This is a genomic window from Geothrix sp. (assembly GCF_020622065.1).
In the GTDB taxonomy this organism is placed as follows: Bacteria; Acidobacteriota; Holophagae; order Holophagales; family Holophagaceae; genus Geothrix.
This window is the reverse complement of sequence record NZ_JAHRYQ010000002.1, coordinates 735,649-759,048: the sequence shown is the minus strand read 5'-3', so window position 1 is coordinate 759,048 and position 23,400 is coordinate 735,649. Positions and strand designations below refer to the sequence as shown.

At 66.6% G+C, this 23,400-nt stretch carries 23 protein-coding genes and 1 pseudogene; 15 read left to right on the top strand and 9 right to left on the bottom strand.

Annotation, left to right across the window (positions count from 1 at the left end):
• Nucleotides 1–6 precede the first annotated feature (6 nt).
• The 4 genes and pseudogenes from QZ647_RS12965 (at nt 7) to QZ647_RS12950 (ending at nt 3,575) form a co-directional block, all read left to right on the top strand.
• Nucleotides 7–318, top strand: coding sequence for a hypothetical protein (locus QZ647_RS12965; RefSeq protein ID WP_291272567.1), 312 nt, complete (start codon nt 7–9; stop codon nt 316–318).
• Nucleotides 315–1,283, top strand: coding sequence for an ATP-dependent 6-phosphofructokinase (locus QZ647_RS12960; RefSeq protein WP_291272566.1), 969 nt, complete (start codon nt 315–317; stop codon nt 1,281–1,283). The genes QZ647_RS12965 and QZ647_RS12960 overlap by 4 nt, the downstream gene beginning before the upstream one ends.
• A 76-nt stretch (nt 1,284–1,359) precedes the next feature.
• Nucleotides 1,360–2,811: pseudogene (locus tag QZ647_RS12955) on the top strand (mannose-1-phosphate guanylyltransferase/mannose-6-phosphate isomerase).
• Nucleotides 2,811–3,575, top strand: coding sequence for an outer membrane lipoprotein-sorting protein (locus QZ647_RS12950; RefSeq protein ID WP_291272565.1), 765 nt, complete (start codon nt 2,811–2,813; stop codon nt 3,573–3,575). The pseudogene QZ647_RS12955 and the gene QZ647_RS12950 overlap by 1 nt, the downstream one beginning before the upstream one ends.
• A gap of 189 nt (nt 3,576–3,764) precedes the next feature.
• On the opposite strand, the gene QZ647_RS12945 is transcribed toward QZ647_RS12950, so the two are convergent.
• Complete coding sequence (locus tag QZ647_RS12945; RefSeq protein ID WP_291272564.1) at nt 3,765–4,640, bottom strand: flagellar motor protein MotB; 876 nt, start codon at nt 4,638–4,640, stop codon at nt 3,765–3,767.
• A 6-nt stretch (nt 4,641–4,646) separates the two neighbouring features.
• Nucleotides 4,647–5,513: a flagellar motor stator protein MotA gene (gene motA / locus QZ647_RS12940; protein WP_291272563.1), complete on the bottom strand. Its 867-nt coding sequence runs from the start codon at nt 5,511–5,513 to the stop codon at nt 4,647–4,649.
• Nucleotides 5,514–5,616: 103 nt separating this feature from the next.
• Here motA and QZ647_RS12935 point away from each other — a divergent pair, with 103 nt between their 5' ends.
• A complete protein-coding gene (locus QZ647_RS12935; protein ID WP_291272562.1) occupies nt 5,617–6,609 on the top strand; it encodes a deoxyhypusine synthase family protein in 993 nt (330 codons plus the stop codon).
• Between the two features lie 12 nt (nt 6,610–6,621).
• Here the strand turns inward: QZ647_RS12935 and QZ647_RS12930 are convergent, their stop codons facing one another.
• A complete protein-coding gene (locus tag QZ647_RS12930) occupies nt 6,622–7,368 on the bottom strand; it encodes a class I SAM-dependent methyltransferase (protein WP_291272561.1) in 747 nt (248 codons plus the stop codon).
• A gap of 17 nt (nt 7,369–7,385) precedes the next feature.
• Here QZ647_RS12930 and gluQRS point away from each other — a divergent pair, with 17 nt between their 5' ends.
• Nucleotides 7,386–8,285 (top strand): tRNA glutamyl-Q(34) synthetase GluQRS, encoded by a 900-nt coding sequence (gene gluQRS / locus QZ647_RS12925; protein ID WP_291272560.1) that lies wholly within the window; start codon nt 7,386–7,388, stop codon nt 8,283–8,285.
• 1 nt (nt 8,286) lies between these two features.
• On the opposite strand, the gene QZ647_RS12920 is transcribed toward gluQRS, so the two are convergent.
• A complete protein-coding gene (locus QZ647_RS12920) occupies nt 8,287–8,631 on the bottom strand; it encodes a DUF5329 domain-containing protein (RefSeq protein ID WP_291272559.1) in 345 nt (114 codons plus the stop codon).
• A gap of 77 nt (nt 8,632–8,708) precedes the next feature.
• Entirely contained in the window at nt 8,709–8,972 is a 264-nt protein-coding gene (gene rpsT, locus QZ647_RS12915; protein WP_286354907.1) for a 30S ribosomal protein S20, read from the bottom strand.
• A gap of 191 nt (nt 8,973–9,163) precedes the next feature.
• Here rpsT and QZ647_RS12910 point away from each other — a divergent pair, with 191 nt between their 5' ends.
• Genes QZ647_RS12910 through QZ647_RS12900 form a run of 3 tightly spaced genes read left to right on the top strand, consistent with a single transcriptional unit; the run spans nt 9,164 to nt 13,446 of the window.
• Entirely contained in the window at nt 9,164–9,994 is an 831-nt protein-coding gene (locus QZ647_RS12910; RefSeq protein WP_291272558.1) for a transketolase, read from the top strand.
• A 42-nt stretch (nt 9,995–10,036) separates the two neighbouring features.
• Nucleotides 10,037–11,827 (top strand): arginine--tRNA ligase, encoded by a 1,791-nt coding sequence (gene argS / locus QZ647_RS12905; RefSeq protein WP_291272557.1) that lies wholly within the window; start codon nt 10,037–10,039, stop codon nt 11,825–11,827.
• A gap of 8 nt (nt 11,828–11,835) precedes the next feature.
• Complete coding sequence (locus tag QZ647_RS12900) at nt 11,836–13,446, top strand: CTP synthase (protein ID WP_286354910.1); 1,611 nt, start codon at nt 11,836–11,838, stop codon at nt 13,444–13,446.
• 69 nt (nt 13,447–13,515) lie between these two features.
• Here the strand turns inward: QZ647_RS12900 and QZ647_RS12895 are convergent, their stop codons facing one another.
• Complete coding sequence (locus QZ647_RS12895) at nt 13,516–14,826, bottom strand: citrate (Si)-synthase (protein ID WP_291272556.1); 1,311 nt, start codon at nt 14,824–14,826, stop codon at nt 13,516–13,518.
• A 229-nt stretch (nt 14,827–15,055) separates the two neighbouring features.
• Between QZ647_RS12895 and QZ647_RS12890 the strand changes: the two genes are divergently transcribed.
• The 3 genes from QZ647_RS12890 to QZ647_RS12880 all read left to right on the top strand — a co-directional run bounded on the left by QZ647_RS12890 (nt 15,056) and on the right by QZ647_RS12880 (nt 18,815).
• Nucleotides 15,056–15,982, top strand: coding sequence for a DUF3187 family protein (locus tag QZ647_RS12890; protein WP_291272555.1), 927 nt, complete (start codon nt 15,056–15,058; stop codon nt 15,980–15,982).
• Nucleotides 15,983–16,020: 38 nt separating this feature from the next.
• A complete protein-coding gene (gene lysS, locus QZ647_RS12885) occupies nt 16,021–17,532 on the top strand; it encodes a lysine--tRNA ligase (RefSeq protein WP_291272554.1) in 1,512 nt (503 codons plus the stop codon).
• Nucleotides 17,533–17,687: 155 nt separating this feature from the next.
• The gene (locus QZ647_RS12880) at nt 17,688–18,815 is read left to right on the top strand and encodes a DegT/DnrJ/EryC1/StrS family aminotransferase (protein ID WP_291272553.1); all 1,128 of its coding nucleotides are present in this window, start codon (nt 17,688–17,690) and stop codon (nt 18,813–18,815) included.
• Nucleotides 18,816–18,858: 43 nt separating this feature from the next.
• Here QZ647_RS12880 and QZ647_RS12875 read toward each other — a convergent pair whose 3' ends face one another.
• Nucleotides 18,859–19,239 (bottom strand): hypothetical protein, encoded by a 381-nt coding sequence (locus QZ647_RS12875; RefSeq protein ID WP_291272552.1) that lies wholly within the window; start codon nt 19,237–19,239, stop codon nt 18,859–18,861.
• 208 nt (nt 19,240–19,447) lie between these two features.
• On the opposite strand from QZ647_RS12875, the gene rplI reads away from it, so the two are divergent.
• Nucleotides 19,448–19,897, top strand: a complete 450-nt coding sequence (gene rplI / locus QZ647_RS12870) for a 50S ribosomal protein L9 (RefSeq protein ID WP_291272551.1) — start codon at nt 19,448–19,450, stop codon at nt 19,895–19,897.
• A gap of 107 nt (nt 19,898–20,004) precedes the next feature.
• Entirely contained in the window at nt 20,005–20,304 is a 300-nt protein-coding gene (locus tag QZ647_RS12865) for an HU family DNA-binding protein (protein WP_286354917.1), read from the top strand.
• A 295-nt stretch (nt 20,305–20,599) separates the two neighbouring features.
• On the opposite strand, the gene QZ647_RS12860 is transcribed toward QZ647_RS12865, so the two are convergent.
• Complete coding sequence (locus QZ647_RS12860; RefSeq protein WP_291272550.1) at nt 20,600–21,505, bottom strand: LysR family transcriptional regulator; 906 nt, start codon at nt 21,503–21,505, stop codon at nt 20,600–20,602.
• Nucleotides 21,506–21,592: 87 nt separating this feature from the next.
• Here QZ647_RS12860 and QZ647_RS12855 point away from each other — a divergent pair, with 87 nt between their 5' ends.
• Nucleotides 21,593–23,107: an aldehyde dehydrogenase family protein gene (locus QZ647_RS12855; protein WP_291272549.1), complete on the top strand. Its 1,515-nt coding sequence runs from the start codon at nt 21,593–21,595 to the stop codon at nt 23,105–23,107.
• 51 nt (nt 23,108–23,158) lie between these two features.
• Here QZ647_RS12855 and thiS read toward each other — a convergent pair whose 3' ends face one another.
• Nucleotides 23,159–23,356 carry a sulfur carrier protein ThiS gene (thiS, locus tag QZ647_RS12850; RefSeq protein ID WP_291272548.1) on the bottom strand — a complete coding sequence of 66 codons (198 nt, stop codon included), beginning with the start codon at nt 23,354–23,356 and terminating at the stop codon, nt 23,159–23,161.
• Nucleotides 23,357–23,400 lie beyond the last annotated feature (44 nt).

Below are 23,400 nucleotides of genomic sequence, written 5' to 3'. Positions count from 1 at the left end.
GGGATCATGCCGCGACGCGTCCTGTTCATCAGCAGCCTGGCCCTGAGCCTGGTGGCCGCGGGGCGGCCCCAGGAAGATCCCGTCATGCGGGCCCGGGCTCAGCGCGCCTCGGCCCAGGGGATCTCCGAGGGGGACCTGCCGCCCGTGCCCCGGGGCATCGTGGAGCCGCCCCCGCTGCCTCCTCCGGAAGCCCATGTGAAGGACACCCGGAAGGGGAAGAAGGCCAAGGGCAAGGTCACCCGGAAGAAGGGCAAGGCCACGGCGAAGAAGGCGGTTTCCCCCAGGACGAAAGCCCCCGCCAAGCGGAAGGCGAAATGAGGCTCGGCGTCCTCACCTCGGGCGGGGACGCACCAGGCATGAATGCCGCGATCCGGGCGGTGGTGCGTCAGGCCGACGCCCTGGGGCATGAGACCTGGGGCATCCGGCACGGCTACCAGGGGCTGCTGGACAAGGACTGGGCCCCCATGCCCACCCGGGCCTGCGCCAACATCCTGCAGCGGGGCGGCACGGTGCTGCACACGGCCCGGTGCCCCGAGTTCCTGCTGCCGAACCGGCGCGCCGAGGCAGCCGAGAACCTCCGGACCGAGGGCATCCAGGGGCTGGTGGTGATCGGGGGAGACGGCAGCTTCCGGGCGGCCGAAGCGCTTCAGCGGGAGCATGGCATCCCCTGCGCCGGCATTCCCGGCACCATCGACAACGATCTACCGGGCACCGAGCGGACCCTGGGGTTCGACACGGCCCTGAACACCGCCGTGGAGGCCATCGACCGCATCCGGGATACGGCCTCCAGCCATGGGCGCCTGTTCCTGGTGGAAGTCATGGGGCGCAGCTCCGGCATGCTGGCGGTCCACACCGCCCTAGCCTGCGGCGCGGAGGCGGTGCTCTATCCCGAATCACCCGACGACTCCTACGAGACGCTCGTGGCGCGCCTCTACGCCAACTGGCTCCGCGGCAAGCGCAGCTCCATCGTGGTGGTGGCCGAGGGGGATGGCCTTGGCAGCGCCGTGGCCGTGGGCGACCGCCTGCGGCGGGACCACGGACTGGATTTGCGGGTGGTGGTGCTCGGGCACATCCAACGCGGCGGGAGCCCTTCGGCCTTGGACCGCATCTGGGGCAGCCGCTGGGGCGCCGAGGCGGTGCGCCGCCTGGATGCCGGCGAGTCGGGCTTCTACCTCGGCGAGGTGGCGGGGGCCTTGGCCCTCCTGCCCCTGGCTCAGGTCCTGGATCCGCACCCCTCCCCACCCGGCGACCTGAGCGAGCTGGTGGGCATCCTCTCCCGCTAGATCCGGCCCCGCGGCTTGTGAGGGACGCGGAGGCCATGTTTTCCTGGAGCAGCCGCAGAACGGCAGGAGGTCGGCGATGTCGGACAATCACAAGGATTCCCTGGTGGCCGTGGTGATGGCCGGGGGCCGAGGGACCCGATTCTGGCCCCGCAGCCGCAACGCCCGCCCCAAGCAGTTCCTGGCCATCGTGGGGACCGAGACCCTGCTGCACCAGACCGTGCGGCGGCTGGATGGGCATGTGCCCCCCGAGCGCATCTTCGTGGTGACCACGGCGGATCTCGCGGACGAAACGCGGCGCATGCTGCCTGAGCTGCCTCCGGACAATGTGATCGTGGAGCCCGAGGGCCGGAATACCGCGCCCTGTCTGGCCCTGGCCCTGGTGGAGATCGAGCGGAAGTTCCCCCACAGCGTCATGGCCGTGCTGTCGGCAGACCACTGGATCGGGGACCGGGAAATCTTCCTGGAGGATCTGGATACCGCCGTGAAGCACGCCGCCTGGGAGCGGGAGCTGGTCACCTTCGGCATCAAGCCCACTTATCCGGAGACGGGCTACGGCTACATCGAGTCCGAGGGCCATGGCCCCGTGCTCAAGGTGAAGGCGTTCCGAGAGAAGCCACCTGTGGAGGTGGCCGTGCAGTACCTCGAATCCGGGCGCCACTACTGGAATGCGGGCATGTTTGTCTGGACCCTGGCGGATTTCCGCGAGGGCCTGCAGAAGCATGCGCCCGAGGTGCTGGCACCCCTGGACGCCTGGGTGAAGGCCGGGGCGGACCCTGCGGCCCTGACGGCCGCCTACCGCCAGCTGCCCAAGGTGGCCATCGATGTGGCGCTCATGGAGAGGGCCGAGACGGTCGCCGTGGTGCCCACGCGCTTCCGCTGGTCCGATGTGGGTTCCTGGCCGGCCGCCATCGAGTTCCAGGAGACCGATTCCGACGGCAATGTGAGCCAGGGCGAGACCCTGCTCCTGGACACCCGGAACAGCGCCTTCTTCGGAGGGAAGCGCCTCATCGCTGCCAGCGGCGTGGACGACCTCATCGTGGTGGACGATGACGACGCCCTCCTCATCTGCCGCCGCGACCGGGCCCAGACCGTCAAGCAGATCGTGGAACGCCTCAAGGCCGAAGGTCGCGAGGATCTGTTGTAAGAATGAAGGCCGAGGATTGATTCCATGAACCGACCCGACACCCTCCATGTGGACAAGCCCTGGGGCTCCTTTGATCAGTACGCCCTCAACACGCCCTGCACGGTGAAGATCCTCACCTGCAATCCTGGGCAGAAGCTGAGCCTTCAGCGGCACAGCCATCGCGGGGAATTGTGGATCGCCCTGGATCCGGGCGTGGTGGTGGATCGCAACGACGAGGAGCTGCGCCCGGCCGTGGGCGAGGAGATCTGGCTGCCGCTCGGGAGCACCCATCGCCTGCGCTGCGATGCGGTCACGCCCCGCCCGGTGCGGGTGCTGGAGGTGAGCTTCGGCACTTTCGACGAGGCTGACATCGAGCGGCTTCAGGACGACTACGGGCGCCGCTGATGCGCGCCGCGATCCTGCTGGCCGCCGCCCTGCCGGTCTTGGCCCAGAACCCGGCTCCCCATCGGAGCGGAGAGGAGATCCTCGCCCGGGTGGATCGCCTGCGCCATCCCTGGCCCGTCTTCACCATGGAGTTGACGGTGAAGGATCCGAAGGCCAGCCAGCGCTGGAAGGTGTCGGCCCGGGACAACGGCGACGCGCGCCTGGATGGCCTGTCGGACAAGGAGAAGGGCCGGGCCGTCCTGGTGCGCGGCGATCAGATGTGGTTGCTGCTGCCGGGCTCGAAGCGCCCGCTGAAGGTTACCCCCCAGCAGCGGCTCCTGGGGTCCGCGGCGGGCGGAGATGTGGCCCGTACGCGCTTCCGGGAGGACTACTCGGTCCAGGCCATGGGAGACGACACCCTGGAAGGGCGCAGCTGCTGGCGCCTCGAGCTGGCCGCGAAGCGCCCGGCCCTCAGTGCCCGGCAGGTGGTCCTGTGGGTGGCCAAGGAGGGTTCTCTGCCGGTGAAGGCGGAGTTCCGCCTGGCTTCCGGCCGGCTGGCCCGCACGGCCCGGTTCGGCCCGCCCGTGCCGGTCCAAGGTCAGCTCGTACTCTCGGGAATGGACCTGGAGGAAGCGGGGGGGCTGCGGATCGAGCTGTCCTTCGGGGGCTGGTCCAAGGGCGGGGTGGATCCGTCCGTTTTCGAGCTTCCCAGCCAGGGGCCCCATCCAGGCCCGAACCCCGGTCCGAATCCAGGTTCCAGGCAGGGTGCCGATCCCGGTCGGTGATATGCTGGCAGGCGAGGTGCCCGCAAGGGCTTCCCGCCACCAATCATCCCACCTATCGACACCAGTCCCGCTCGCGGGGCTCCCGCTTCCACTCCCCACCACTCGAAATCCCGCCAACCTAACCCTCACGAAGCGTCCGCACCTCCGGGCGCTTCTTTTTTGCCCCGGATCGGCGGAGGGGCGGGGCGGTCAGCGCTTGTCCTTCTCCCGGGGCTGGGCCTTCTGGTGCCTGGATTCGGCGGCTTCGGAGGCGGCGGATACCACCACGATCGAGATGCGGCGGTTCTGGGGATCCTTGGGGTCCTTGCCCTCGAACGGAATGGTGTCGGCATAGCCCGTGACGCGGCGCACCTGGTTGGGCCGCAGGCCCCCGGCGGCGCTCTCCATGACGCGGCGGGCGGCGTTGGCGCGCTCGGCGCTGAGCTCCCAGTTGGTGTAGGCCCGGTTGGCGTACTGGGCCGCATCCGTATGGCCTCCGACGACGATGCGGTTGGGGAGCTTGCCCAGCTCCTTGGCGATCTCCTTCAGGATGGAGAGCGTGTAGGGCTTCAGCTGGGCACTGCCGGAATCGAAGAGCACCTGGGCGGCCTTGTCCTGGATCTGGATGCGCAGGCCTTCGTCCGTGAAGTCCATGGTGATCTGGTCCTGGAAGGCCTGGAGCAGCTCATCCTGCTGGAAGGCCTTCTCGATGGCCTCGGCCGTGGCCTCCATGGCCTTGTGTTCCTCCTCGGCGGAGCCGGGGGCCTCCACGGTCGCATCGGTGCCGCCATCTCCATCCGGGCCCGGCGCCATGCCGCGCCCGCCCGGCAGGATGCCCTTGCCGTGGTTGGCGAGGATCTCCTTGCCCCGTTCGGTGTTGAAGAAGTTGGCATCCTGGAACATGCCGGCGATGCCGGCCTTGGTGTTCTTATCAGCGCTGTTGAGGAGCCACATCAGAAGGAAGAAGGCCATCATGGCCGTCACCAGGTCGGCGTAGGCCACTTTCCAGGCGCCGCCGTGGGCCGCGGCATGGCCGCCCTTCTTCTTGACGATCCGGATTTTGACTTCCGGTTGCTGCTCGGCCACAGGGCGCTACCTCGGTTTGATCTGCCGGACCACTTCCTCCAATTCGCCGGAGCCCGGGCGTTCGGTGGAAGGGATGTTCCGGCGGGCGAACTCCACCGCGGTGACGGGGGCTGCGCCATTGCCGAAGCTGGTAAGGCCGGCCCTCATGCAGTTGAAGTAGAAGGACTCGGCGGTATTGACCGCATCGATGTTCTTGGACAGGGGCTGGAACACACCGTAGGCGAGGAGGATGCCGAGGAAGGTGCCCACAAGGGCGGCGCCCACCTTGCTGCCGATGACATTGGGGGGTTGATCCAGGAAGCCCATGGTGATGACGATGCCCATGACGCAGGCCACGATGCCGAAGGCGGGGAAGGCGTCGGCCATGGTGCCCACCGCCGCACCCGGCGCCGCGTTCTCCGCGTGGTGGACATCAAGGTCCGCGTCCATCACGAGGTCGATCTCGTCCATCTTGGCGCTGCCGTTGATGAGCAGCTTCATGGAATCGCAGAAGAAGTCGAGGGCGTGGTGGTTGGTCGTGAAGGCGGGGTATTTCTTGAAGATGGCTGAATTGTGGGGGTCGTTGACATCCTGCTCCAGGGCCAGCAGTCCGCCCTTCTTGATGTTCACATAGACCTCGTACTGCATCATGAGGACTTCCATGTACACGGCCTTGGTGTAGGGGCTGCCCTTCAGGGGCTTGGAGATGTCGCCCACCACCCGCTTGATGAGGTGGGGGGGATTGGAGGCGAGGAAGGCGCCCACGGCTGCGCCGAAGATCATGATTCCTTCGGCGGGCAGTGGATGCAGGAGCGTGGGGATGCTCCCGCCCTCCAGCAGGAACCCCGCGATGATAGAGGCGAAGACCACCACCAAGCCGATGATGAAGAACATGCTGCAGCTCCTGCCTGTTTCATCGGCCCGCAGGGGCCTGGACTGAATTCTGGACTCGGTGCCGGGCCATTGCACTGGCACAATGAAAGGATTCGGAGGATTTATGAGCCCTTCCACCCCCATGCTCGGCCCTGTCGGCAGCTATGTGAAGCACCATTTCCGGCACTTCAATGCCGCGGCCCTGGTCGACGCCGCCGAGGGCTACCGGGTCTATCTGGAGCAGGGTGGCAAGATGATGGTCACCCTGGCGGGGGCCATGAGCACCGCCGAGCTGGGCCTCTCCTTCGCCGAGATGATCCGCCAGGACAAGGTGCACCTCATCGTCTGCACGGGCGCCAACCTGGAAGAGGACATCTTCAACCTGGTGGCCCACGACTTCTATGAGCGCGTGCCCCACTACCGCGACCTCACGCCCCAGGACGAGGCGGACCTCCTGGGCCGCCACATGAACCGCGTGACCGATACCTGCATCCCCGAGATGGAGGCCATGCGCCGCATGGAGAAGGCCATGCTGGATGTGTGGACCAAGGCCGACCAGGCCGGCGAGCGCTACTTCCCCCACGAGTTCTTCCAGCAGGTGCTGAAGTCCGGCGTGCTGAAGCCCTCGTACCAGGTCGATCCCAAGCACTCCTGGATGCTGGCGGCCCTCGAGAAGAATGTCCCCATCGTGGTGCCGGGTTGGGAGGACAGCACGCTGGGCAACATGTACGCCGCCGCCGTCATCCGCGGCGAGGTGAAGAATGTCCATACCGTGCGCACGGGCATCGAGTACATGACCTGGCTGGCGAAGCACTACCAGGAGGTTACGAAGACCTCGACCCTGGGCATGTTCCAGATCGGCGGCGGCATCGCCGGCGACTTCCCCATCTGCGTGGTGCCCATGCTCCACCAGGATCTGGAGCTGACCGAGGTCCCGCTCTGGGGTTACTTCTGCCAGATCAGCGACTCGACCACCAGCTACGGTTCCTATTCCGGGGCCGTGCCCAACGAGAAGATCACCTGGGGCAAGCTGGGTGTGGACACCCCGAAGTTCATCGTCGAAAGCGATGCCACCATCGTGGCCCCGCTGATCTTCGCCTACCTGCTGGGCTGGTAAATCCGTTCTCTTTCAGAGATCCCAAACCAATAATCGCGCCCCATCGCGCCCCTTCACGGGGACTACGCGGTGGGGCGTTTCAAAGGGCACCTCGAAGCTGTGGCTGATGAAGCGGCCGCCGGGTTGCATCTCGCGGCGCACCTTGGCCCAGAGGGCGGGCATGGGAACCGGGGAGAGGAAGGCGTAGGCCACATCGATGGTCGCGAGGTCCGTACGCCAGAGGCTGCCCAGGCGGATGCGGGCATTCCGATGGGGCAGGCAGCGCAGCCAGGCCACGAGCCAGGTAAAGGGGGAGGCCTCCACACCGAGGAAGGTCGCCTCGGGCCGGAGCCGGGCGAGGTGCGCGACCGGGCCGCCGAAGCCGCAGCCCAGGTCTGCAAAGCGCAGACCCGGCTGATCCGGCACCAGGCTTTCCAGCTTCTCCCAGGCGTCCTGGCTGGCGTGGTAGAGGGGCACGCGGCTGAGCAGTCCCCCCCCGAAGACCAAGGCCAGGGCGAGGAAGAGGACGAGGTAGATCCAGGCCGGGATGGCTGCTCCCCACAGCGCCCGGACGAGGAAGGGCAGGGCGGCCTGCATGAGGATCCAGCGGGGAGGGAGCGTCAGCCACCGGGAGAGGAAGACCGCCAGCACCGCCTGCAGGAGCACCCAGATCAGGGGCGGGAACCGCAGCCCCAGCCGCACCAGCGCCACCAGCACCGCGAAGCCCAGGGCCTGGGCCAGCAGGGCCCGGAGAACCGGAGGCCAGGAGCGGATGGACATCCCCTTATCCTAGACCGATGCTCCTTGGCCGCTTCGCCCCCTCGCCCACCGGCGCCCTCCACCTGGGGAACCTGCGCACGGCCCTGGCCTCCTGGTTGTCGGCGCGGGCGGCGGGGGGGCGGTGGCTCCTCCGCATGGAGGATGTGGATGGCCCCCGCTGCCGCCGAGACCTGGGTGAGGCGCAGCTGAGGGACCTGGCGACCCTGGGGCTGACGCCCGACGAACCGGTGGTCTGGCAATCGGATCGCAGCGCGATGTATCGCGAGGCCTTGGGGAGGCTGCACGGGGCCGGGAGCCTGTACCCCTGCGCCTGCACACGGAGGGACCTGCAGCTGCTGGCCTCGGCGCCGCACTCGGAGGATGGCCTGCGCCCCTACCCGGGCCGCTGCCGGGATCGGAGCTGGGAGGGGTTCGAGCGTGCCCTGAGGGTGCGGCTTCCCGATGGGGTCGTGCCCTGGGAGGACCGGCTGGTCGGGCCCCAGGTGGACGACCCTGCGGCCCTCACGGGCGACCCGCTGCTGTTTCGGAGGGATGGCTGCTTCGCCTACCACCTGGCGGTGGTGGTGGATGACGGCGCCCAGGGGGTGACCGAGGTCGTGCGCGGGGCCGACCTGAGATCGGTGACGGCCACCCAGATCCGGCTGCAGGAGGCCCTGGGCCTTCCGCGTCCGACCTACGCCCACCTCGGTTTGGTGATGGCCCCGGACGGGAGCCGCCTGGGCAAGCGGGCCGGAGCGCTGGGCGTCGAAGCGCTTGGGGCGCGGGGGGTTTCCCCGGGGGAGATGCTGGGCTGGCTGGGCTGGAGCCTGGGCTGCCTGGACCAGCCCGAGATCTGCCGCGCCGGGGACCTCATCCCGCGCTTCGACTGGGCCCGCGTGCCGGCGGGCGAGATCCGGGTGCCCGGAGCCTGGACCTGACCTACCGGGCCGCTTCCATCCGCTTCAGCTCGGTCCAGAGCCAGTCCCGCGCGAGCACCGTGCGACCGTCCTTGAGCCTCATCTCATAGGGCTTCCCGCTCACGGAACTCCCGCTGGCGCAGTAACGGATGAACTCTGGGGCTGTCTTCACGCGGCGGCCGGCGTTTTTCCACTTCAGGCGCAGGTGCTCGGCCGCGGCCTTTGGGGTGTGCTCGGTGCCATTGCGGATGAACACGGCGCCCTCGAGGTTCGCCACGGCCTGGATCAGGGCCTCGATCGTCTGGGCCTCGAGGCTTTGGGGGACGGTGGGGGCGGGCGCCACCACGGGGGCGGGGAGGAGGAACATGCCCCCAGCATCCCAGGGAAGCCGATAAACACGAAGGACCCGGCTCTGCGGGTCCTTTGCTCAAGAGGGTTGGTTCGTTAGGCCAGGTTGTTCACCTTGGCGGCCAGGCGGGACTTGGTCCGGTCGGCGGCGTTCTTGTGCATGACGCCCTTGCGGCAGGCCTTGTCCACCAGGCCCTGGGTCAGGGGCAGCTGCTTGGCCGCTTCGGTCTTGTTGCCCTCGGCCACGACGGCCAGGAACTTCTTGACGGCGGTCTTCAGCGTGGAACGGTTGCTGCGGTTGCGGAGGCGAGCCTCGGCATCGCGGCGGGCCTTCTTGGCGGCGGACTTGTGATTGGCCATGGGTCGGATCTCCAGCTTCCGGGGCAGTCCCCCTCGCAGGGGCTTGGGGAAGCGCGAAAGACCATCCTATCGCAAACGGCCCTTAGGTCAAGGGCAAAAGGCCAGCCCCAGGGGGACATTGCCCCTTCCGAAGTGGCCCTCCCCACGGCATCCTAATCGGAGGCGAATGGCCTCCCGGGAAGGATGGGGTCATGTCGCAGCAGAAACTGGAGTCCGTCGTGGATCTGGCGGCGAAGGCGAAAGCCTTGCGGCGGGATGTGCTGCTGCAGGTCTACCGGGCCCAGAGCGGCCATCCGGGCGGGAGCCTGAGCTGGATCGACATCGGCGTCGCGCTTTACTACCACGAGATGACCGTGTTTCCAGAGGATCCGGCCAATCCGGCCCGGGACCGCTTCGTGCTCTCCAAGGGCCACGCCTGCCCCGCGCAGTACGCCATCCTCGCCGACCAGGGCTTCTTCCCCAAGGCCTGGCTGGAGACCTTCCGCCAGTACCCCACGAAGCTCCAGGGCCATGCCGAGAACCACTACACGCCGGGCGTGGAGGTCACCACCGGCAGCCTGGGCCAGGGCCTGCCCCAGGCCGTGGGCATCGCCCTCGGCCTGAAGGTCCAGAAGTCCGACCGCCGCGTCTACTGCGTGGTGGGGGATGGCGAGAGCCAGGAGGGCGTGATCTGGGAGGCGGCCATGGCCGCGCCCCACCACAAGCTGGACAACCTCTGCGTCTTCCACGACCTCAATGGCCTGCAGATCGACGGCGATGTGAAGAAGGTCATGAACATCAACCCGGTGCCCGACAAGTGGCGCGCGTTCGGGTGGGCCGTGAAGGAGATCGACGGTCACGATTTCACGCAGATCCTGGAGGCCCTGGCCTGGGCGCGCACGGTGAAGGGCCAGCCCGCGATGATCTGCGCCCGCACCGTGAAGGGCAAGGGCGTGAGCTTCATGGAGAACCAGGCCGGTTGGCATGGCGTGGCCCCCAAGCAGGACGACTACGAGAAGGCCTTGGCCGAACTGGCCGACTGACCCCCGAAGAATGAAGACTGAGGATTGACCCGGATGGACGCTTTGCGACGCATTTTCGAACAGCAGCTGGGGGAGGCCCTGCCCGGCGTGGACATCACGCTGGAACGGCCGAAGTCCGGTGAGCTGGGCGACCTGGCCTTCCCCTGCTTCCGCGCCGCCAAGCAGCTGGGGAAAAACCCCGTGCAGCTGGCGCAGGAGTTGGCCGCCGCGATGAGCGTCCAAGGCGCCAAGGTTGTGGCCACGGGTCCCTACCTGAACCTGAAGCTGGCGCCGGGAACCCGCGCCCAGGCCGTGCTGGGAGCGATCCTCGAAGCACCGCCCGATCGTCCCTACGGCGCGCGCCCGGCCCAGGGCCGGAAGGTGATCGTCGAGTACAGCTCGCCGAACATCGCCAAGCTCTTCACCATCGGCCATCTGCGCTCCACCATGATCGGCCACGCCCTCGCCCAGACCCATCAGTTCCTGGGCTACGAGGTGGTCCGCCTCAACCACCTGGGCGACTGGGGCACCCAGTTCGGCACCCTGCTGGCCGCCTACACCCGCTGGGCCCAGGGGGGGAACACCGCGCTGGAAGCAGACTTCGACTGGGCCGAGCCGGCCCCGGAGAAGCGCCGCACCCCCCTGTTCCGGCTCTTCCAGCTGTATGTCCGCTTCCATGCGGAAGAAGAGAACGATCCAGCCATGCGCGACGAGGCGCGGGACTGGTTCAAGCGCCTGGAGGCCGGGGATGCCGAGGCCCGGCGGTTCTGGAGCTGGTTCCGCGAGATCTCATTGAAGGAGTTCCAGCGCATCTACGACCGGCTGGGCGTGCGCTTCGACACCCTGGAACAGGGCGAGGCCTTCTACGAGGATCAGCTCGCCTCCACCCTGCAGCGCCTGGAGGAAGCGGGTCTTCTGGTGGAGGGCGACAAGGGGGCCCGCATCATCAACCTGGAGGATGTGGGCATCACCACGCCCTGCCTGGTCCAGAAGGGGGATGGCACGAGCATCTACGCCACCCGCGACTTGGCCGCCGCCCTCTACCGCAAGGAGGCCTACGGCTTCGACCGTTGCCTCTATGTGGTGGGCACGGATCAGGTGCTCCACTTCCAGCAGATCTTCGCCGTACTCGACAAGCTGGATCCCTGGTTCAAGGGCCGGATGCTGCACACGCCCTTCGGCATGATCAAGCTGCCCGAGGGCAAGATGAGTACCCGCAAGGGCAATGTCATCTTCCTGGAAGATGTGCTCGACGAGGCCCGCGAGCGCGTGGCCGCGATCATCGAGGAGAAGAACCCCGACCTGAAGGGCAAGGCGGAGGTGTCCGAAATGCTCGGCATGGGCGCCGTGGTGTTCTTCGACGCCATGAACGACCGCGTGAAGCCCATCACCTTCACCTGGGACCGCGTCATCGCGCTGGACGGCGACACCGGGCCCTATGTGCAGTACGCCCATGCCCGCATCCTCAGCGTCCTGCGCAAGGCTGGCGGGGATTGGGCGATGAAGGCACAGGTCCAATCAACCCATGGTCCCTTCCTTTCCTACCCGGACGCGCCGCTTCCGAGCCAGCTCACCGGTCTGGATGCACCCGAAGCCCAATCCCTGCTCTTCGAGCTGGCCGGTCTTCCGGGGGCGGTGGCCGCGGTGGCCGACGGCTGCATGGCCACGCCGCTCGCGCGTCAGCTGGTGGCCGTGGCGCGCTCCTTCAGCGGCTTCTATACCAATTGCCCCATCCTGGCCCCGGAAAACGCCCCCGAGGTTCGCGAGGCCCGGCTTGCCCTGTGCGTCGCCACCGCCCGCGCCCTCCGCCAGGGGCTCTTCCTCATGGGCATCCAGGCCCCCGACGAGATGTAGGAGATTCCATGACCAAGTATGTTTTCGTGACGGGCGGCGTGCTGAGTTCGCTGGGCAAGGGGATTGCCGCGGCCAGCCTGGGCGCGCTGCTGGAGGCGCGTGGCCTCAAGGTCACGCTCATGAAGATGGATCCCTACCTCAATGTGGACCCCGGCACCATGTCGCCGTTCCAGCACGGTGAAGTCTTCGTCACGGACGACGGCGCCGAGACCGACCTGGATCTGGGGCACTACGAGCGGTTCACCTCGGTGCCCACCACGCAGAACCACACCATCACCACAGGACGCATCTACAACACGGTGATCCAGAAGGAGCGCCGCGGCGACTACCTGGGCAAGACCGTGCAAGTGATCCCGCACATCACAGACGAGATCAAAGCCGTGATGAAGAAGGTCGCCAAGGACATGGATGTGGTGATCGTCGAGATCGGTGGCACGGTGGGCGACATCGAGAGCCAGCCCTTCCTCGAGGCCATCCGACAGTTCAAGCTCGAGGCCGGCCTGGATTCCCAGATGAAGGCCAACGCCATCAACATGCACCTCACCTTCGTGCCCTACATCAAGGCGGCGGGTGAGCTGAAGTCGAAGCCCACCCAGCACAGCGTGAAGGAGCTCCGGGCCCTGGGCATCCAGCCCGATGTCCTGCTCTGCCGCGCCGAACAGGACATCCCCCGGGACCTGAAGGACAAGATCGCCCTGTTCTGCTCCGTCACGCCCGACGCGGTGTTCAGCTGCCGGGACGCCCACTCCATCTACGAAGTGCCGCTGAACCTGCACCTCGAAGGGCTGGACGCCAAGGCCGCGGCCCTCCTCGGGCTCGGGGAGAAGGAACCCGACCTGAGCGCCTGGCAGAGCCTGCTCCGCCGCATCCGCAACCCCAAGGGCAGCGTTCGCATCGGCGTGGTGGGCAAGTATGTGGAGTTCAAGGAGAGCTACAAGAGCCTCATCGAGGCCCTGCATCACGCCGGCTACGGCCTCGAGACCCATGTGGACCTCAAGTGGATTGAGGCGGAGGAGCTGGAGAACCAGGATCCGGCGACCTTCCTCCAGGACTGCCAGGGCATCCTGGTGCCCGGCGGCTTCGGGGTCCGCGGCACGCGCGGCATGATCAAGTCGATCCAGTACGCCCGCGAACACCGCATCCCCTTCTTCGGCATCTGCCTGGGCATGCAGATGGCTTCCGTGGAGTTCGCCCGGAATGTGGCGGGTCTGGACGGCGCCGACTCCACCGAGTTCGACGACGCCCCGAAGCACAAGATCATCTTCAAGCTTCGGGAACTGGTGGATGTGGAGGAACTGGGCGGCACCATGCGCCTGGGCGCCTATCCCTGCCGCCTTGCACCGGAGAGCCAGGCCGCCACGGCCTACGGGGCCACGGAGATCAGCGAGCGCCATCGCCACCGCTACGAGTTCAACCACGAGTACAAGAAGGCCCTGGAGGACAAGGGCCTGGTGTTCACGGGGATGAGCCCCGACGGCGTCTTCGTGGAGATCGTGGAGCTGAAGGACCACCCCTACTTTCTGGCCTGCCAGTTCCATCCCGAGTTCAAGAGCCGCCCCCTGAATCCGCATCCTCTGTTCACGGCCTTCGTCAAAGCCAGCGCCCAGGCCCGAGGCTGATCGGTTTACCAAGCCAGAAAAACGGCGGGCCATCTGGCCCGCCGTTTTTCTGAAGGCTGAAGACTGGCGCTATTTCCGGCCGCCCTTGGCTGCCCACTCTTCGAGCATGGCGGTGGTGACGGACTTGGGGCGCTCCAGGGGGTAGCCCAGGGCACGGTCCCAGGTGATGTTGGCCAGCACGCCCAGGGCGCGGCCCACGCCGAACAGCACGGTGTAGAAGTCGTACTCCTTCAGGCCGTAGTACCACTGGATCACACCGCTCTGGGCATCCACATTGGGCCAGGGGTTCTTGGTCTTGCCCTGCTCGGTGAGCACGCCGGGGGCCACCTTGTAGATGGTGTTGACGAGCTTGAAGAGGGGATCGTTGGGCAGGTGCTTGAGGCAGAACTCCATCTGCGCGGTGTAGCGGGGGTCGGTGCGGCGCAGCACCGCATGGCCGTAGCCGGGAATGACATGGCCGGAGTTCAGCGTGTCCCAGAGGGCCTGCTTCACATTCTCCTCGGTGGGCTCGGCGCCGTTGAGCTTCTTCTGGAAGCCCATGATCCAGTCCAGCACTTCCTGGTTGGCCAGGCCGTGCAGGGGGCCCGCCAGGCCGTTCAGGCCGGCGCTGAAGCTGTAGAAGGCATCGGACAGCGCGGAGGCCACCAGGTGGGTGGCGTGGGCGCTGACATTGCCGCTCTCATGGTCGCTGTGGAGGATGAAGTACATGCGGGCCACATCGTCGTAGGGCTTGGCGATGCCCATCATGTGGGCGAAGTTGGCGCCCATGTCCAGGCCCGGCTTCGGCGCGATGATGTCGCCGTTCTTGTACTTCAGGCGGTAGATGAAGGCCGCGATCTCGGGCAGGCGGGCGACGAGGTTGCTGGCGTCCTCGTACATCGTGTCCCAGTAGTCGTTCTTCTTCGTCTCGTGGTATTTCGAGGCAAAGATGCTGTCCTTCTGCATGGCCAGCACCGCCGTGGACAGCATGGCCATCGGGTGGCTGTCCTTGGGCATGGCCCGGAGGACTTCGAAGACATAGGGGGGCACCTTGGCGCGGGCCTGGAAGTCGGCGAGGACTTCGTCGGTCTCGGCCTGGGTAGGGATGTCACCCGTGAGGAGGAAGAACCAGAAGGCTTCCACCGTGGGGTATTCGCCGCCGGCGGCCTTGGGCAGGGCGGCGAAGGTCTCGGGGATGTTCTTGCCGCGGAACCGGATGCCCTCCTGGGGGTCCAGGTAGGAGATGTCGGTTACGAGCGAGTGGATGTCGCGGGCGCCGCCGATGGTCTGGCTGATGGTCACCTGGTCGATGACCACATCCGCGAACTCTTTGGTGAGCTTCTGGATGCGGGGACGGTGTTCCTGGATCTTCTCCAGGAGGAGGGATTTCAGGCGTGTCATGGCTGGCTCCAGAGAAGAGGGGCGTTGGAGGATGGGGCTATGAAGGAGCGGGGTTGGATCATCATACGGGCATCGTCTACCGATGGGTCGTCATTATTTGATGACCATCGTGGAATTAATCGAGCTGGAAAGACCCGCGCATGATGCGAGATGCTGAAAGAGAGTATGGACGGGAACAATGGGAGGTGCCGTGACCTGCGTCAATCTATGGGTGTTGGGAGTTGCAATGATGGCCGGCGGGCTCATGGCCCAGGAGACTCCGCGCCCCAACCGCGTGGCCTGGTTTGAGGGTTTCCCCGAGCCGCTGCCTGAAGGTACCAGCGAGTTGGCCATAGAGGCCACCAGCCAGATGCTGCGCCCGGATCTGGAACGCAGCGCCGACGGGCGCAGCTTCGCGCGCCTGGACGGCGAGGAATGGCAGCTGATGGCGGACTGGGCGATGAAGGCCGGCTCCTCGCGGATCAATGTCCGGGCCCGTCTGGCCTCACGCTCCGCAGGCATCGCCGACCAGGCCATGTGGAACTGGCATCAGATGTTCAACATGCCCCAGGGGGGCCGGGAGGATGCGCCGAAGAACCGGCTCGTCTACCACCTGGAGCGCGATGGCCGCGTGATCGGGGACCTCACGCGCCCGGGACTGACGCTCATGGACCTGGATGTGGCCTGGATCCGGCCCTTCGGCACCGCCGAGGCCGGCGGGCGCTTCGGCGCCTCGGTGCAACTGCCCACGGGCAAGCAGTCCGATTTTTCCGGCACCGGCGGCACCGACGGTCTGGTGGGCGCGGCCCTGTGGCGGCGCTATGGCCGCTGGCGGCTCTTCGGTCAGGCGGAGCGGGTGATTCTGGGGCTGCCGAAAGACAGTCCCCTGAGGGCGGTCATGGACAAGACCTCGTTCAGCCGGGCCTGGGCCAGCCTGGGCTGGCAGGGCGAGGGGGCGGGGCTGATCTCTGGCATCGGTATCGAGGTCAGCCTGGGCTACGCCGGGAGTCCCTACCGCACCGGCTTGGCGCGCCTCGACCGCGCCGGCTGGCAGCAGCACTGGACCTTCCGCCACACGCGCCTTCCCCAGTGGCGTTTCGGGTTCAGCGAAGAGGCCGGCACCTTCACGGCCCCGGATGTGACAGGCTTCGTGGCCTATCGCTTCGGGCATTCCTGAGCCTCCGCTAAACTAGACAGTTCCGTGCCGGAGTCCCCATGCAGCCCAACCAGTATCGCGATGTGCGCCTTGAGAAGCTCGAGAAGCTGAAGGGCCTGGGCCTCGAGGCCTGGCCGCGGAAGGCGAAGCGCACCCACGGCATTGCCCAGCTGGCCGCGACCTACGCCGACGCGGAAGCCTGGCCCAACGAGAAGCTGGAGGGCCTGGGCCTCACGGTGTCGGTCATGGGCCGCGTGCTCGCCATTCGCGAAATGGGGAAGAGCGTCTTCGCCCACCTCACGGAGAACGGGGAGAAGATCCAGGGCTTCTTCCGGATGAACGACCTGTCCGAGACCAGCTGGGAGGTCATCAAGCTTCTGGATATGGGCGATTTCATCAGTGTCACCGGCCCCCTCATGCGCACGAAGACCGGCGAGCTGAGCGTGCGGGTGAAGGAGATCCAGTTCCTCTCCAAGGCCCTGCTGCCCCTGCCCGAGAAGTGGCACGGCCTGCAGGACAAGGAGCAGCGCTATCGCCAGCGGTACCTGGATCTCATCTCCAACGGCGAGGTGCTGAAGACCTTCCAGACCCGTTCGCGCATCGTCAGCGCCGTGCGGCGGTTCATGGAAGAGCAGGGCTACCTCGAAGTCGAGACCCCCATGATGCAGCCCATCCCGGGCGGCGCCACTGCCCGACCCTTCATCACGCACCACAACGCCCTGGACATGGACCTCTACCTGCGCATCGCGCCGGAGCTGTACCTCAAGCGCCTCATCGTGGGCGGCTTCGAGAAGGTCTTCGAGATCAATCGCAGCTTCCGCAACGAGGGCATCAGCGTCCGGCACAATCCTGAATTCACCATGATGGAGATGTACGAAGCAGGCAGCGACCTGCGGGACATGATGACCCTCACGGAGAACCTGTTCCTGACCGTGACCCGCGAGGTCATGGGCTCCCAGCAGCTGCCCTGGGGCGAGGAGATGATCTCCTACGCCGCGCCCTTCCGGCGCCTCACCATGAAGGATGCCATCGCCCAGTACGGCGCCATTGACCGGCATCTTCTGGAAGACGGCGACAGCGTGCGCGCCCTGGCCAAGGCCGTGCACATCGAGGATGTAGAGAAGAAAACTGTGGGCACCCTGCTGGGCGATCTCTTCGAGTATCACGCCGAGAAGCAGCTCATTCAGCCCACCTTCATCACCGACTACCCCATCGAGCTGTCCCCCCTCACCAAGACCCTGGAAGGTGACGACCGCTTCGTGGATCGCTTCGAGCTGTTCATCGGCGGCATGGAACTGGCCAACGCCTACTCCGAGCTGAATGACCCCATCGACCAGATGGGCCGCTTCCAGGCCCAGATGGACGAGCGGGAGGCGGGCAACGATGAGGCCATGCTGCTGGACCAGGACTTCGTGACCAGCCTGGAGCACGGCCTCCCGCCCACCGGCGGCGAAGGCATCGGCATCGACCGGCTGGTCATGCTCCTCACCAACAGCGCCAGCATCCGGGATGTCATCCTCTTCCCGCTCATGCGCCCCACCAAGCCTGCCGAGACTGAAGAAAAGGAATAGCTGGCCGCGGAAGGCGCGAAAAAGGGAAGAAGATCCTGCTTCTGCGCCTTTTGCGTGAATTCTCAGCCTTCCGCGATCAGCCTCTTGATAAGTCTGATGTGACTGAATCTGGCTTGACGCGCTGCCATACTTGCCATTCGCAAATGGAGGCCCCCATGCCCGTCCCGATGCTCGAGCTCGCGCCGCAGAATGCCGCCGTGAAGACCAAGGTGCTGGAAGGGCTGTCGGGCCTCATCGATCGCTCGTCGTTCATCCTCGGCGAGAATGTGAAGGGCCTTGAGGCCGAGATCTCCGCCTACGCCGGTGCGGCCCACGCCGTGGCCATGTCCAGTGGCACGGACGCCCTGCTGGCGGCCCTCATGGGCCTCGGCATCGGGCACGGCGACGAGGTGATCGTCCCCAGCTTCACCTTCTTCGCCACGGCCGGCGTGGTCTCGCGCCTGGGGGCGAAGCCCGTCTTCATCGACCTCGAACCCGCCACCTTCAACGCCACGGGTGCCCTCGTGGAGGCAGCCCTCACGCCCCGCACGAAGGCCATCATCCCCGTGCACCTCTTCGGCCAGCTGGCGGACATGCCCGGCATCATGGCCGTGGCGAAGAAGCACGGCATCCCCGTCATCGAGGATGCCTGCCAGAGCCTCGGCGCGAAGGGTTGGGGCAAGTCCGCGGGCGAGTTCGGCGACATGACCGCCTACAGCTTCTACCCCACCAAGAACCTCGGAGCCTTCGGCGATGCTGGCATGACCGCCATTCGCGACGATGCAGCTCTCGCTGCGCGCGTCCGCCGCATCCGCGTGCATGGCATGGAGCCCGTCTACATGCACCATGAGGTGGGCATGAACGGGCGCATGGACGAGTTCCAGGCCCTGGTGCTGCGGGCCAAGCTGCCCATGCTCGACGGCTGGCACGAGGGCCGCCGGAAGCACGCCGCCTGGTATCTGGAGCGCATGAAGGCGCTGACCGCCGATGAGGCGGTGCTGCCCCTCGAGGTGGTCCCGGACGGCCGCCACATCTACAACCAGTTCACCATCCGGGTGAAGGGCGGCAAGCGCGATGCCCTGCAGGCCCACCTGAAGGAACGGGGCATCGGCAGCGCCATCTACTACCCCATCTGCCTCCACGAGCAGCCCTGCTTCCAGTCCCTCGGCTACAAGGCCGGCCAGCTGCCGGAATCCGAGCGGGCCGCCAAGGAAGTGCTGAGCCTGCCCGTCTATCCCGAGATGACCGGGGCCATGCGCGAGGAGGTCGCCACGGCCATCCTCGGCTTCTTCGGGAAGAAGTAGGCCCGGTCCGCCCAGGTCGCTCCGCCCGGCTCCCCTCCCCGGCTTAGACCTGCTGGGAGGCCTCGGCCGCGTCCACCCAGGCGCACAGGGCCTCCTGAGCGGCCTCGTCCATCCCCAGGAACTGAATGCCGATGCCCACCATCTCCAGGGGATCGGCGCCCGGCCGGCCCCCCAGCACATAGGATACGGTGGCCAGGATGGGGGCCTTGGGCAGTTCGGGGTGGAGGAGCGTCAGGCCCTCCAGCACGGCCCCGCGGTCGAACAGGCGGGCATCCCGCGCCCCCACCAGGGCGAAGCAGCCGCCGGTGCTCAGGTTGGTGATGCGCACATCGTGGTAGGCGTGGCCCTTCAGGGCGAACGAGATGCCAAATTCCGGCCCGATGATGATGCGTCGGGTATCGCGGCGATCGGCCTGGCTGCTCATCCGGCCTCCGTGGGATCGGAAATCCCTGCTTGGGTATCGGTTGCTCCCAGGATAGACTGGATTTTCTGTTTGGCCTGAACCCACCGGGGGACAGGGCGGATTCCTGAGGATCCGGCCCTGACGGCGCAGGACGCCGTCTCACCCACGAGGGGACAACGCGAGCACTGGGCGCTGGCCGCACTCAAACCTACCTACCTCTGGAGTTCCCATGGAAATCCTCCTCATCGAGAATGTGACCCACCTCGGTGTCCGCGGCGATGTCGTCAATGTGAAGGACGGCTACGCCCGCAACTTCCTCCTGCCCCGCAAGATGGCCCTCCCCGTCACCGCGGGCAACAAGCGCCAGATCGAGCTGGAGAAGGTCCGCGCCGAGAAGCTGCGCGCCAAGGAACTGGCCGACGCCAAGAGCCTGGCCGAGAAGATCGAGGCCGTGAGCCTGGCCGTGACCAAGAAGGCCGGCGAGAACGGTCACCTCTTCGGTTCCGTCACCAACGCCGATGTGGCCGAGCTCTTCAAGGGCAAGGGCTTCACGCTGGATCGCCGCGACATCACCGTGCCCCACATCAAGGATGCCGGCAGCTACACCGTGGAAGTCCGCCTCTACAGCGGCGTCCACGCCAAGGTCACCCTCGAAGTCTCCGCGGCCGCCGCGGAGTAACTGCCTTCCAAGTCTTCACCTCAAGGCCGGCCCCGCCGCGGGTGCCGGTCCTGCCGGGGTTCCGCATGGCCGGTGACCCCCTCCACCCCATCCCAAGGAGTCCATCCATGGCGAAGTCCACCGCCAAGCCCGACACCCTCGGCATCGCCGAGCTCGCCGCCACCCTCGCCGAGGCCCAGGACCTGTCCAAGGCCCGCGCCAAGTCCATCCTGGATGGCGTTCGCGATCACATCGTCGAGACCCTCCTGACCGGCAACCGCGTCAACCTCTTCGGCCTCGGCACCTTCGAAGTGCGCGCGACCAAGGAGAAGATGGGCCGCAACCCCAAGACCGGCGAAAGCATTCAGATCCCCGCCGGCCGCAAAGTCGTCTTCAAGACGGCCAAGGGCCTCAAGGATCAGATGTAATCACCGGAAGAGAACGGTGCAGAAGGCCGCCGCAAGGCGGCCTTCGTCGTATAGGAGCGACGGCTTTGCGGCCGTGCAAAGTCGTCTTCACCATCCGACCGAAGCCGGAGGCGAAGGGAGGGTGGGACGGAATCGGCGCAGCCGATTGCCGCCCGGAGGGCGAGGCGCGGAGCGCCGAGTCCGGACGGCCAAGGGCCTCAAGGACCAGATGTAATTCAAGTCAGACAACGACTGAGAAGGCCGCCGAATGGCGGCCTTCTGCTTTTGGGAACAACCCTTTTTATGCGCCACCGACCTAGGAGCCGAACTCCGCCGGACTCAAGGACTGAAGGTAGCGCGTGAGGAGTTTCTGCTTCTCATGGTTGGCCCGCACCTTCTTCTGATAGATGGAGAAGCGGTCCTCGGTGGGGCGGATGCCGGGGAAGAGGGCCACCAGGTCGCCCCGTTCCAGTTCCTCCAGGACGCTGTAGCGGGGCACCAGCAGGGCGCCCATGCCCTCCACGGCGGCGTGGATCATGGCCCGGATGTGGTTCACGGCGATGAAGCGATCCAGCTGCGGCTGGTCCCGGTCGGGCATGGCCATGAGGAACCGGTTCCACCAGGCGCCGGCCTTGTCCAGGGACAGGACCGGGCTGCGGGAGAGATCCGCCGGGACGCGCAGGCGATGGGCCCTCCGGAAGGCCGGCGCACAAGCCACCACATAGGTCTCGCGGAAGAGCGGCACCTTCTTCAGGGTAGGGAAGGGATGCTCCTGGCAGTCGATGACGAGGTCGAGGTCGTCCCGCAGCAGGGGCGAGAGCAGATCCTGGCTCAATGTGAAGTCGATCTCCAGATCCGGGTTGGCCGCCAGGAAGGGCTGCATGTGCTTCATGAGGATGCTGCTTCCGAATTCGACGGTGGCCCCCAGGCGCAGCCGGCCCTTGGCCTGGGTCTGGTGGCGCTTCAGGTCCTCGGCGGCGGCATCCAGGGTGGCAAAGGCCCGCTCGCAGGCCTGGTAGAGGCGCCGACCCTCCTCCGTGAGGCCCATGCTGCGACCCCGGCGGTCCAACAGGGTGACGCCGGTGAGATCCTCCAGCTTGGCCATGGCATGGCTGACGGCGGACGGCGTCCGCCCCAGGCGCGAGGCGCAGGCGGTGAAGCTGCCCGCCTGGGCGAGGGTGTAGAAGGTGCGGAGCTGGGGAAGATCGAGCAGGGCGTCCATGCATGAATGATATTCATGCATGGTGTGAATCGAATGAATTTCATAATTGATACAAAAAACGATACAAATGGAACAGGGAGGTGGGTCATGCAAGAAACCCTCAAATCATTGGGCATGTCGGAGTCGAACCTGGGTGGGTTCTCGGGCGCCTGGGTGGGCAGCGGCAAGGCCCAGTCGGTCCATTCGCCCATCGACGGCCAGTTGCTGGCCACGGTCGCGAATGTGACCCCCCAGGAGTTCGAAGACACCCTGGCCCGGTGCCACGCTGCCTTCGCCAGCTGGAAGCTGGTGCCCGCCCCCAAGCGGGGCGAGGTGGTGAAGGCCCTCGGGGACGAGCTGCGCCGGAACAAGGCGGCCCTGGCCGAGCTGGTCACCCTGGAGATGGGCAAGACCCTGCGCGAGGGCCTGGGCGAAGTGCAGGAGATGATCGACATCTGCGACTTCGCCGTGGGCCTCTCCCGTCAGCTCTACGGGCTCACCATGCCGAGCGAACGGAAGCAGCACCGGCTCCAGGAACAGTGGCATCCCCTGGGCGTGGTGGGTGTCATCACGGCCTTCAACTTCCCTGTGGCGGTGTGGAGCTGGAATACGGCCCTGGCCCTGGTCTGCGGCGACACGGTGCTCTGGAAGCCCTCCTCCAAGACGCCGCTGACGGCCATCGCCTGCACGAAGATCGCCGAGAAGGTCCTTCGCGACTTCGGCTACGACCCGGCCATCTGCAGCCTGGCCATCGGCAAGGGCAGCGAGATCGGCGATCTCATCAACACTGATCCGCGCGTGGCGCTGGTGTCCTACACCGGCTCGGTGCCCGGCGGCCGCCATGTCGGAAAGCTGGTACAGGAGCGCTTCGGCAAGCACATCCTCGAGCTGGGCGGCAATGGCGCGGTCATCGTGAGCGAAAAGGGCGACCTGGGGGTGGCGCTGAGCTCCATCTACTTCGGCGCCATCGGCACCTCCGGCCAGCGTTGCACCTCCACCCGCCGGGTCATCGTCCACGAGTCCATCTACGGAACCTTCCGGGACCGCCTGCTGGAGCTCTACCGCAAGACCCCCATCGGCGACCCGAGGAAGGATGAGATCCTCATGGGCCCCCTGGTCGATGCCGCGGCCGTGGACACCATGCGGACCGCCATCGAGACGGTGAAGGCCCAGGGCGGGAAGATCCTCACCGGCGGGGAGAAGCTCCCCAACCCCGGTGGGTGCTACATCACCCCCTGCATCGCCGAAGTCCCCGGCAACCTGCCCATCGTGCAGGAAGAGACCTTCGCGCCGGTGCTCTACCTCATGCCCTACCGGACCATCGAGGAGGCCATCGCCCTCCAGAACGGCGTGCCCCAGGGCCTCTCCAGCGCCATCATCACCAACGATCAGCGCGAGAGTGAGCTCTTCCTCTCGGTGGCCGGCAGCGACTGCGGTCTGGCCAATGTGAACACGGGCACCAGCGGCGCGGAGATCGGCGGGGCCTTCGGCGGCGAGAAGGAGACCGGCGGCGGCCGCGAGAGCGGGTCCGACGCCTGGAAGACCTACATGCGCCGCCAGACCAGCGCCATCAACTTCAGTGGCCGCGTGGAACTGGCCCAGGGCATCACGCTGGAGCTTTGATCGCGTCCGGGCGTCAGGAAGAAGGCCGCCTGCGGGCGGCCTTCTTCGCGTTCAGCCTCCGCTGATGAGGTGGATGACCTTCACCACGGCGCCGTCGGGGACGAGGGTGGTGTCGTAATCCTTCTTCGGCACCAGGGCCTCGTTCACATGGATGACGAGCATGGGGAAGCGGTAGTTCCGGGCCCGGAGGATGTCCCGGACCGTCATGCCCTCGTGCCAGCCCAGCGGTTCTTCATTGACCAGGATCATGCGCGCATTCCGCCTTTGCATTTCATCAAGAGAATCGGCCGCTT

What these genes read in the sequence shown, in the direction of transcription:
- QZ647_RS12965 (WP_291272567.1), top strand. Translation starts at nt 7, where the DNA reads ATGCCGCGACGCGTCCTGTTCATCAGCAGCCTGGCCCTGAGCCTGGTG.
- QZ647_RS12960 (WP_291272566.1), top strand. Translation starts at nt 315, where the DNA reads ATGAGGCTCGGCGTCCTCACCTCGGGCGGGGACGCACCAGGCATGAAT.
- QZ647_RS12950 (WP_291272565.1), top strand. Translation starts at nt 2,811, where the DNA reads ATGCGCGCCGCGATCCTGCTGGCCGCCGCCCTGCCGGTCTTGGCCCAG.
- motA (WP_291272563.1), bottom strand. Translation starts at nt 5,513, where the DNA reads ATGTTCTTCATCATCGGCTTGGTGGTGGTCTTCGCCTCTATCATCGCG.
- QZ647_RS12935 (WP_291272562.1), top strand. Translation starts at nt 5,617, where the DNA reads ATGAGCCCTTCCACCCCCATGCTCGGCCCTGTCGGCAGCTATGTGAAG.
- QZ647_RS12930 (WP_291272561.1), bottom strand. Translation starts at nt 7,368, where the DNA reads ATGTCCATCCGCTCCTGGCCTCCGGTTCTCCGGGCCCTGCTGGCCCAG.
- gluQRS (WP_291272560.1), top strand. Translation starts at nt 7,386, where the DNA reads ATGCTCCTTGGCCGCTTCGCCCCCTCGCCCACCGGCGCCCTCCACCTG.
- QZ647_RS12920 (WP_291272559.1), bottom strand. Translation starts at nt 8,631, where the DNA reads ATGTTCCTCCTCCCCGCCCCCGTGGTGGCGCCCGCCCCCACCGTCCCC.
- rpsT (WP_286354907.1), bottom strand. Translation starts at nt 8,972, where the DNA reads ATGGCCAATCACAAGTCCGCCGCCAAGAAGGCCCGCCGCGATGCCGAG.
- QZ647_RS12910 (WP_291272558.1), top strand. Translation starts at nt 9,164, where the DNA reads ATGTCGCAGCAGAAACTGGAGTCCGTCGTGGATCTGGCGGCGAAGGCG.
- QZ647_RS12900 (WP_286354910.1), top strand. Translation starts at nt 11,836, where the DNA reads ATGACCAAGTATGTTTTCGTGACGGGCGGCGTGCTGAGTTCGCTGGGC.
- QZ647_RS12895 (WP_291272556.1), bottom strand. Translation starts at nt 14,826, where the DNA reads ATGACACGCCTGAAATCCCTCCTCCTGGAGAAGATCCAGGAACACCGT.
- QZ647_RS12890 (WP_291272555.1), top strand. Translation starts at nt 15,056, where the DNA reads ATGGCCGGCGGGCTCATGGCCCAGGAGACTCCGCGCCCCAACCGCGTG.
- lysS (WP_291272554.1), top strand. Translation starts at nt 16,021, where the DNA reads ATGCAGCCCAACCAGTATCGCGATGTGCGCCTTGAGAAGCTCGAGAAG.
- QZ647_RS12880 (WP_291272553.1), top strand. Translation starts at nt 17,688, where the DNA reads ATGCCCGTCCCGATGCTCGAGCTCGCGCCGCAGAATGCCGCCGTGAAG.
- QZ647_RS12875 (WP_291272552.1), bottom strand. Translation starts at nt 19,239, where the DNA reads ATGAGCAGCCAGGCCGATCGCCGCGATACCCGACGCATCATCATCGGG.
- rplI (WP_291272551.1), top strand. Translation starts at nt 19,448, where the DNA reads ATGGAAATCCTCCTCATCGAGAATGTGACCCACCTCGGTGTCCGCGGC.
- QZ647_RS12865 (WP_286354917.1), top strand. Translation starts at nt 20,005, where the DNA reads ATGGCGAAGTCCACCGCCAAGCCCGACACCCTCGGCATCGCCGAGCTC.
- QZ647_RS12860 (WP_291272550.1), bottom strand. Translation starts at nt 21,505, where the DNA reads ATGGACGCCCTGCTCGATCTTCCCCAGCTCCGCACCTTCTACACCCTC.
- QZ647_RS12855 (WP_291272549.1), top strand. Translation starts at nt 21,593, where the DNA reads ATGCAAGAAACCCTCAAATCATTGGGCATGTCGGAGTCGAACCTGGGT.
- thiS (WP_291272548.1), bottom strand. Translation starts at nt 23,356, where the DNA reads ATGATCCTGGTCAATGAAGAACCGCTGGGCTGGCACGAGGGCATGACG.